The 1,439-nt window shown below is 74.1% G+C and carries 1 protein-coding gene; it reads right to left on the reverse strand.

Annotated elements, in window-relative coordinates; all coding sequences use genetic code 11:
- On the reverse strand, positions 1-1,199 hold a 1,199-nt coding region (gene cobA / locus GA0115259_RS33710), incomplete at its 3' end, for a uroporphyrinogen-III C-methyltransferase (RefSeq protein ID WP_093603962.1).
- Positions 1,200-1,439: the final 240 nt, after the last annotated feature.

Consider the following 1,439-nt stretch of genomic DNA (forward strand, 5'->3'; position numbering starts at 1 on the left):
ATGACGATGACGGCGGGAGGCCGTACCTCTTCGGCCCGTACGGCGTCCGCCACGGTCGCGAGTGTGGCGTCCACCCGTCGCTGGGCGGCCGTGGTGCCCTCCTGGATCAGGGCGACGGGAGTGCCGGGCGCCTTGCCGTGTGCGACGAGCGCCTCGGCGATGGCGCCGATCTTGTCGACGGCCATCAGCAGCACGAGCGTGCCGTGGAGCCGGGCGAGCGCGGCCCAGTCGACCAGTGAACGGTCGTCGTCGGGAGCGACATGGCCGCTGACGACGGTGAACTCATGAGCGACGCCACGGTGGGTGACAGGGATGCCTACGGCGCTGGGCACGCTGATGGAGCTGGAGATCCCGGGTACGACCGTGCACGGGATGCCGGCCTCGGCGAGCGCCTGGACCTCCTCCATGCCACGGCCGAAGACGAACGGGTCGCCGCCCTTGAGCCGGACCACGGCCTTGCCCGCCTTGGCGTGCTCGATCAGCGCGTCGTTGATGGCCTCCTGGGCCATGGCGCGGCCGTACGGGATCTTCGCCGCGTCTATCACCTCGACGTGCGGCGGGAGTTCGTTCAGCAGGTCACGAGGGCCGAGGCGGTCGGCGATGACCACGTCCGCCTCGGCGAGCAGTCTGCGCCCGCGCACGGTGATCAGATCGGGGTCGCCGGGACCGCCGCCGACGAGGGCGACGCCGGGCGTACGGCTGCGGTGGTGAGGCGCGGCGAGGGTGCCGTCGCGCAGGCCCTCGACGATGGCGTCCCGTACGGCGGCGGAACGGCGCGGATCGCGTCCGGTCAGCACGGCGACGGTGACGCCCTCGCTGCGGCCGGTGGCGGGCGTCCAGGCGGTGGCGGCCTCGGCGTCGTCGCTGCGTACGCACCAGACGCGGTGGCGTTCGGCCTCGGCGGAGGCGGTGCGGTTGGCGACGGGATCGCTGGAGGCGATGAGGGCGTACCAGGCGCCGGTGAGGTCGCCCTCCTCGTAGCGGCGGCGCTCCCAGCGGATCTCGCCGGCCTCGGCCATGGCCTCGACGGACGCCTTCGCGGAGGGCGAGACGAGCACGATGTCGGCGCCGGCCGCGATGAGCGCGGGCAGCCGGCGCTGCGCGACCTGTCCGCCGCCGACGACAACGACGCGCCGCCCGGACAGGCGGAGTCCGACGGGATAGGCGGGGTGCTCGGCGTGCGGCGCGTGCTCGGCCATGTCGGTAGGGACTCCTCGGGCGGGCGGGGCGGTGCTGTACTGCCACGGTGACAGTGCCGGGTGAAGCGGCTGGTGGGACGGGGTACGGTCCCGGCGACCACCTTACGGGGAGGCGACGCGGGGGTCACGGTCGGAGCGGGTCCGCGACAACGGGACCTGTCCCCCACCCCGCCCCTTCCCGAAACCGGGGCAAGCCCCGGACCCCGGGGCCGCGTCGGCTGCGCGGCACGAGCGACTCCG

This window comes from Streptomyces sp. MnatMP-M17 (assembly GCF_900091995.1).
Taxonomy (GTDB): domain Bacteria; phylum Actinomycetota; class Actinomycetes; order Streptomycetales; family Streptomycetaceae; genus Streptomyces.